General features: G+C 38.4%; 6 protein-coding genes and 1 rRNA gene. 3 read left to right on the top strand and 4 right to left on the bottom strand.

Going from position 1 to position 6,106, the window contains the following annotated elements; translation table 11 throughout:
- Together RCJ93_RS11695 and RCJ93_RS11690 are read right to left on the bottom strand one after the other, a co-directional pair.
- Positions 1-86: ribosomal RNA gene (locus tag RCJ93_RS11695) — 16S ribosomal RNA — on the bottom strand; the annotation flags it as partial.
- Positions 87-325: 239 nt separating this feature from the next.
- Positions 326-1,243, bottom strand: coding sequence for a DMT family transporter (locus RCJ93_RS11690; protein ID WP_446739084.1), 918 nt, complete (start codon positions 1,241-1,243; stop codon positions 326-328).
- 121 nt (positions 1,244-1,364) lie between these two features.
- Between RCJ93_RS11690 and RCJ93_RS11685 the strand changes: the two genes are divergently transcribed.
- The 3 genes from RCJ93_RS11685 (at position 1,365) to RCJ93_RS11675 (ending at position 3,435) form a co-directional block, all read left to right on the top strand.
- Positions 1,365-2,096: an MgtC/SapB family protein gene (locus RCJ93_RS11685; RefSeq protein WP_066789149.1), complete on the top strand. Its 732-nt coding sequence runs from the start codon at positions 1,365-1,367 to the stop codon at positions 2,094-2,096.
- 12 nt (positions 2,097-2,108) lie between these two features.
- Positions 2,109-3,089, top strand: coding sequence for a cation diffusion facilitator family transporter (locus RCJ93_RS11680; RefSeq protein ID WP_150285130.1), 981 nt, complete (start codon positions 2,109-2,111; stop codon positions 3,087-3,089).
- A gap of 94 nt (positions 3,090-3,183) precedes the next feature.
- A complete protein-coding gene (locus RCJ93_RS11675) occupies positions 3,184-3,435 on the top strand; it encodes a DUF378 domain-containing protein (RefSeq protein ID WP_066789153.1) in 252 nt (83 codons plus the stop codon).
- Positions 3,436-3,487: 52 nt separating this feature from the next.
- Here the strand turns inward: RCJ93_RS11675 and RCJ93_RS11670 are convergent, their stop codons facing one another.
- Positions 3,488-4,732: a Glu/Leu/Phe/Val family dehydrogenase gene (locus tag RCJ93_RS11670; RefSeq protein ID WP_066791906.1), complete on the bottom strand. Its 1,245-nt coding sequence runs from the start codon at positions 4,730-4,732 to the stop codon at positions 3,488-3,490.
- 98 nt (positions 4,733-4,830) lie between these two features.
- A complete protein-coding gene (locus RCJ93_RS11665) occupies positions 4,831-6,036 on the bottom strand; it encodes an ornithine--oxo-acid transaminase (RefSeq protein WP_147196456.1) in 1,206 nt (401 codons plus the stop codon).
- Positions 6,037-6,106 lie beyond the last annotated feature (70 nt).

Here is a 6,106-nt window from a genome sequence, read left to right as displayed (position 1 = left end):
AGCAAGCTCCTCGTCATTCGCTCGACTTGCATGTATTAGGCACGCCGCCAGCGTTCGTCCTGAGCCAGGATCAAACTCTCCATAAAAGTGTTTGATTGCTCAAAATTTCACTAGCGCATCATCTTTACGATGATGTCTTTAAAACTAACAATTGTTAGTAAGTTTAAATGATTAACATCTTGCTTGTTCAGTTTTCAAGGTTCATTTCGCTATCAACTTAGCGACTTTAATATCTTATCATTATCGCAAGATCGAGTCAACTACTTTTTTAAAATACTTATTTTTCAAAAGTGGTGAACGTCTTAACGACATTACTTACTATAACTTATTTCTTTTCAGTAATCAATAGTTTTTTTGAAATAATTTTCTTCACCTTTGAAATATCAATTACAAACAATGTAATACCGAGAATAACAATGATTCCTCCTAAAACCTGTGTAGCTGTCAAACTTTCTTTGAAAACAAAGTAGGCAAGGATAGATGCACCAACTGGCTCAAATAAGATTGCAATTGAAATAGCATTTGCAGAGACCCATTTCAGTGCCCAGTTAAACAGATTATGCCCTAGTAAGTTCGGGACGATTGCTAGCATTAAGAACCAAAACCATGTCATAGCTGAATAATGGCCAAATGACTCTCCTCTTATTAAATTATAAAATAACAGCGTTACAGCACTTGTTGTATAAACAAGTATAGTATAAGTAGTCAGCGAAACTCTTTTGCGAACTTCTTGGCCAAATAACATGTATCCTGTAACCAAAGCACAAGCAATAAGTGCCAATAGGTCACCATAAAAGGCCAGTCCACCTACTTTAAAGTCTCCCCAGCTTATAAGGACGCTGCCTATGATGGCAATAAGTCCAGCAATCACTGTTTTAGGATAAATAGGTTCCTTAAAGAAAATAAAAGTGCCAGCTATAGCAAATAGTGGCTGTAAAGTAACGAGCACCGTGGAACTAGCTACCGATGTATAGCGCAACGAATCAAACCATAGGATAAAATGGAAGGCTAAAAACACGCCAGCGATGATCGAAAAAAGCCAATCTCGTTTTTGAATGGTTTTAAGTTCGTGCAAATTGCGTATTAAAAAAGCAGGAGCCATTAATAAGACAGAGAAAAGCATTCTATAAAAAGCAATAATCCCTGAATCTGCTTCAATTAATTTTACCATGATCGCAGAAGTAGAGACGGAAATAACTCCAATCATTATTGCGACTAATGGACGTACTGTTTCTTTGTTCAAATGACTCAACCCCAAGCTGTTATACTAAGAAGTATTACTCTCTTTGTAATTATACGATATCTATTATTCTTACATTAATCTACTATATTCACAAGGTATTTTTGGAAAGGCGGAGACTATCATGTATTCATATTCACTCGTTGAGCAATCTCTCTCCTATGAGACGATTATTAAATTAATTATTGCCGCTACATTAAGTTTAGGAATAGGCATTGAAAGGGAATTAAAGAAAAAACCTGTTGGATTAAAAACCAGCTTAGTGATATCAACGTTCAGTTGTTTGCTGACTGTCGTTTCCATTGAAGCCGTTTTTAATACAAGGCCAGTACCAGGCGTCAATATTAATATGGATCCATTACGGCTTGCAGCACAAATCGTGAGCGGTATTGGTTTTTTAGGGGCAGGCGTTATTTTACGTAAAGGCAACGACAATATAAGCGGGCTTACAACCGCTGCCATGATATGGGGTGCAGCTGGGATTGGTATCGCCGTTGGGGCTGGTTTCTATTTGCAAGCCATTATTGCAGTCGTAATCGTTTTAATTGGCGTGGAGGGTATTGCTCCCCTCTTCTTTAAAATAGGACCAAAACGACTTCGTGCTAAAGATATTTTTATCACGCTATACTTAAGAGATGCACAAAATATAAAAGATGTTTTACAATATTTAAAAGACGGTGAGATGGAGATAGATCATCTTTGTATAAAGGATGTACGATTGTCCAATAATGAATTACAGCATCAAGTAACATTACGCTGTTCTAGCATATCTAAAAAACTTGATACCCTTTCGTTATACAGCGACATAAAAAAACTTCCTTATACAGAAGAAGTAGAAATTGAAATACTGTCTTAAAGGAGTTCTTTGATGAAAGATTTATGGAAACTTTTAAAGCACGGGAATAAACCTTCCCTACTCGCAGCATTTGTGAATTTGTTCTTAGGCATCATCAAATTAATTGCTTATGTGTTCACAGGAAACGTAGCTATGTTTGCAGAAACGATGCATTCCTTGGGCGATGCAGCCAACCAATTCTTTGTTTTTATCGGCTCTGCCCTATCTAAAAAATCGCCAACTAAGCAATTCCCAAAAGGCTTTGGACGATTGGTCAATCTTGTATGTTTAGGTGCTGTCCTTATCGTCGGCATATTGTCATATGAGACGGTAATAGAAGGCTGGCACCAAATCACACATCCCGTCGAATCCTCAAAAGTTTGGATTAGTGTGATTGTGTTATTGATTGGTATCGTGTTGGAAGGATCAGTTCTTTTAAAAGCATCTAAGGAAATTGCCCATGATGCAGGTACAAAAGTAAATGCTATGACAGCTATCCCAAAGGCTTTTACACACCTTTCAAGTGCAAGACCAGCAACAAAGTTAGTGTTTATGGAGGATTTAGTCGCAACATCTGGCGGAGTTCTCGCTCTTTTATCTGTTGTAATATCCCATACTACAGGGTTTATGCAAGCGGAAGGTATCGCTTCCATCCTTATCGGCCTGATGATGTTCTATGTAGTGGGCGTTGTATTCCTTGAAAACGCGCGAGGAGTCATTGGTGAAACAGATGAGGAAATGTTAAACCATATCGCTTATCTTGTATTAGATGATCCAAATATAAGAGATATTAAACAGTTAGAAGTAGTGAAGGAAGGCGAATCACTTCATGTTGAATTGATCGCTGAGGTGGATCCTACTTTAAGCTTTGCATATGTGGATGATATACGAGATCATTTAGTTGATATACTGTTATCGCAAAAAAATGTCTCAAAGGTAACTGTCTCATTTGACGAAGATAATGAAGTGAAAGACTGGAAGCATATTGGCGAACGGCCTGATGCTCTAAGCTAAGAATGCGAGAAGAAATTTTCTTCTCGTATTTTTTTGTTTTAAATGTGAATTATTTCATGCTTAATGCAACAAACTAGTAATGGAGGTGAACTGAATGAGCGGATTACAAAAATTTGCACTTCTAGTGACAGTTATAGGTGCTCTTAATTGGGGCCTAATCGGTATTTTCCAATTTGATGTAGTAGCAACACTATTTGGCGCAGGGCAACAAAGTTTTGGTGCACGAGCAATTTATACTCTTGTAGCGATTGCTGGGCTTATTAGTTTAAGTATGTTCTTTGTTTCAGAAAGACGAAACTATCGCGTTGTAAAAAAAGACAATGTACGCCCAATCAGAAACATGTAAATTTGCAATATAAAAAGGAGAACATATAATGAATGTTCTCCTTTTGTTATATTTATACCCAGCCTCTGAAACGTGAAGCCTCTGCAGTTTTTCGCACACCTACCATATATGCAGCCAAACGCATGTCAATATTGCGTGTTTCTGCAACATTATAGACATTATCAAATGCTTCAACCATTTTCTTAAGCAATTTTTCATTTACTTCTTCTTCTGACCAGTAGTAACCTTGATTGTTTTGTACCCATTCAAAGTAAGATACTGTTACGCCACCAGCACTAGCCAATACATCTGGAACTAATAAGATGCCGCGGTCATAAAGAATTTTTGTTGCTTCTGTTGTTGTAGGACCATTTGCTGCTTCTACAACAATTTTAGCTTGGATATTATGCGCATTGTCAGCAGTGATTTGGTTCTCAATAGCTGCAGGCACAAGGATATCACAATCTAATTCAAGCAATTCTTGGTTTGTTATTGTATTTTCAAATAAAGTTGTAACTGTACCAAAGCTATCACGGCGATCCAATAGATAATCAATATCTAAACCTTCTGGATCATGTAAAGCACCGTATGCATCTGAAATAGCAATTACCTTTGCACCTAAGTCACTCATAAATTTAGCTAAGAAGCTACCTGCGTTACCGAAACCTTGAATTACAACACGGGCGCCTTTAATATCGATGTTTTTGCGTTTTGCAGCTTCTTCGATAACAATTGTTACGCCTTGAGCTGTTGCACGGTCACGGCCTTGCGAACCTCCAAGAACAATTGGTTTTCCTGTGATAAAGCCAGGTGAATTGAATTCATCCATACGGCTATATTCATCCATCATCCATGCCATGATTTGTGAGTTGGTAAATACATCCGGAGCCGGAATATCTTTTGTCGGTCCAACGATTTGGCTCGTCGCACGAACATAGCCACGGCTTAAACGTTCTACTTCTCCCATAGACATTTGGCGTGGATCACAGATAACTCCGCCTTTACCACCACCATAAGGTAGATCAACAATACCTGCTTTTAAAGTCATCCACATAGATAAAGCTTTAACTTCTTCCTCTGAAACTTGAGGATGGAAGCGAACACCGCCTTTTGTTGGTCCTACGGCATCGTTATGTTGCGCACGATAGCCAGTAAATACTTTAACAGAACCATCATCCATTTTTACGGGGATACGTACTTCAAGCATACGAAGCGGTTCTTTTAGAAGTTCGTACATTGATTCGTCGTATCCTAATTTTTGAAGTGCTTCTTGGATCACTGCTTGTGTAGATGTAAACAGGTTAAGATTTTCAGCCATTTTGTTTTTTTCGCCTCTTTTATTCATAATAATGGTTAGTGTAGTTCTAGGTGCAAACATTGTAACATAGTTCTACTTCAAAGTTTACTATTATTTTCTTATTTTTTGAAGACTTCACGAATTTTTTCAAGTGCAAAGTCAAGTTCTTCTTTTGTAATAACAAGTGGTGGCGCAAAACGGATTACAGTGTCGTGTGTTTCTTTGCACAACAGCCCTAATTCCATTAGCTTTTCACAGTAAGGACGAGCTTCTGTAGTTAATTCCATACCGATGAATAAACCACGTCCACGCACTTCTTTGATGTCTTCATGGTCAATTTTCTTCAATTCATCCATGAAGTATTCGCCGTATTCTAATGAACGTTCTGCAAGTTTTTCGTCAAGCAATACATTTAGTGATGCGATTGATACTGCACATGCCATTGGATTACCGCCGAATGTTGAACCATGTGACCCTGGGTTGAAGACGCCTAATACTTCTTTATTTGCTACTACGCAAGAAATTGGGAATACGCCGCCACCTAAAGCTTTACCTAAAATGTACATATCAGGATTTACATCTTCCCATTCACAAGCAAACATTTTACCTGTACGTGCAAGACCTGCTTGAATTTCATCCGCAATAAATAGAACGTTATTTTCACGGCAAAGTTCACGAGCAGCTTTTAGGTAACCAGCTGGAGGAATGATAATACCCGCTTCCCCTTGGATAGGCTCAATAATGAATGCAGCTGTGTTTGGTGTAATAGCTGCTTTTAGTGCTTCTAGATCACCGTAATCAACTAATTTGATACCAGGTAGCAATGGACCAAAACCACGACGGTATTCAGGATCTGATGTTAAAGATACAGCTAGCATAGTACGTCCATGGAAATTGCCGTTGCAAGCAATTACTTCTGCTTTGCCATCTTCTACACCTTTCACGTCATATGCCCAGCGGCGAGCAGCTTTGAATGCTGTTTCTACTGCTTCAGCACCAGTGTTCATTGGCAATACCATTTCTTTGCCAGTCATTTCACTTACCAATTCATACCATGGGCCTAATTGATCACTGTGAAACGCACGTGAAGTTAATGTTACACGATCTGCCTGTTCTTTTAGTGCTTCAATGATTTTCGGGTGGCGATGCCCTTGGTTCACTGCAGAATAAGCAGAAAGCATATCCATATATTTATTGCCTTCTGGATCTTTAACCCATACACCTTCCGCTTCGGAAATAACGATTGGTAGTGGCATATAGTTTTTTGCACCATATTCATTTGTTTGAGCAATGATTTTGCTTGATGTAGTTGAAGTAGTTGTCATTTCTTTTTCCCCCTTGTTTGAGTGAACGCGCTTACAATCCTCTTTTAGAAGGAAGCAGGCAAACGAGTTT

This window comes from Rummeliibacillus sp. BSL5 (assembly GCF_052928305.1).
The sequence above is the reverse complement of the archived record's forward strand: the minus strand, read 5'-3'. Positions and strand labels throughout refer to the sequence as shown.